This window comes from Microvirga tunisiensis (genome assembly GCF_009296175.1).
GTDB classification, from domain to species: domain Bacteria; phylum Pseudomonadota; class Alphaproteobacteria; order Rhizobiales; family Beijerinckiaceae; genus Microvirga; species Microvirga tunisiensis.
Genome location: NZ_VOSK01000754.1, coordinates 1 through 1,373 on the forward strand (window position 1 = coordinate 1; position 1,373 = coordinate 1,373).

Annotated in this window: 2 pseudogenes; both read right to left on the bottom strand. The window is 60.4% G+C overall.

Annotated features, from left to right (window positions below):
* Positions 1-636: pseudogene (locus tag FS320_RS46850) on the bottom strand (hypothetical protein); the annotation flags it as partial.
* 595 nt (positions 637-1,231) lie between these two features.
* Positions 1,232-1,373: pseudogene (locus FS320_RS43400) on the bottom strand (ATP-binding protein); the annotation flags it as partial.

Below are 1,373 nucleotides of genomic sequence, written 5' to 3' on the forward strand. Positions count from 1 at the left end.
GCCGTGGCAGCCGCCCTCAATGCAAGGCCGAGAAAGACGCTGGGCTGGAGATCCCCTGCCGAGGTGCTTGACGAGTGGCTGCGGCAGGTCAACAGAATACGTGTTGCGACGACTGCTTGAATCCGTCCATTGTTCGGTGATCCATGTCTCGGCGGCGGCTTTGACGTCGGGGCGATCCTCCAGGCGCAGGCGCACATCCCAGCGGGGAATGGTCTCGTCCTTCTTGATGGCTTCCGCCACATCCTCCGGGCGCACGGCTCCGGAGGCCAGAAGTTCATCCCGCTCCGCCTCCGTTACCGTCCGGAGCAGGTAGTCCCGGAGTTTCGGCTCCCGCTCTGGATCAGGGGAGATCTCCAGCCAGTCCGCGGCTTGTTCTGGTGTTGCGGGAGGATCACTGCGCCGGAGCCGCTCCACGGCCAACCACACCGGGCCATCCTCGTCCACCAGATCGTGACGAACCCCAGGCATGGCATGCAGTTCATGCTGATGCAGCACGAAGCTCTGTCCAGTTGGAAGCCGATGCTCGGACAGCCGCAGGGCCGGCCGCTCATCCAGCCGGACCACTTGCTCGACGTATCCCAGAAGATTGTGAAGGCGCTCAGCGGCAGGTGCGACGGTATCAGGTGCAGACATCATGTTCTTTGGTTTGCTTCGTTCCTGGCCCCTCGAACGAAGCTTTGTTGCTCAAGAGACTCGTCTGAGCGTCCGGTATCGGTCAAGCCTAAAGTGTTGATCCCTTTAGCATCACAACGCCCGCGGCTAAATGGGCGAGTGGGTAGTTCATTTTGAGTACACTAAAAGTGCACCAGTCTCAGACGCCATCCTGTTGGTGCAGATCGACTCAGATTGTCTCGCCTGCTGGGCGCATTCCATCGGATTGACACTCGGCATGGACCGGAGGCCGCCACCTACCCCTGGGGACGGTTCGTCGCCCGAGCCGGGGTCTGCGCCCGACCGCGCAACAAATTCGCGGCCGCGCCGAACTTTTAAATCTCAGGTTTTCCCACCAGCCTATTAAGGTGCCCTGGCAAGTCGACCAAAAGAGCGGAAGGACTATTTGACTAACCGGCCTTCATTGCCTCAAAAACGATAAGGGCGGGCAAAAATACCTTCCGGGGGCAGTGGGATGGACGGGAACTCCTCAAACTTTTACACCTGTCAAGCGACACCGAGATTTACGAGATAAGGCGACATCCAGTTTTACGACGGCTCAAGCGTGAGCCCGCTGGAGAGCCTCCTCCAGATCCCGCAGGCGATAGCTGCGCCCCTTGATGTTGAGAACATGCGCTCGGTGCAGCAGGCGGTCGAGGATGGCCGTGGCCAGCACCTCGTCGCCGGCCAGCAGCTCGGTCCACTCCCGGATGCTCTTGTTC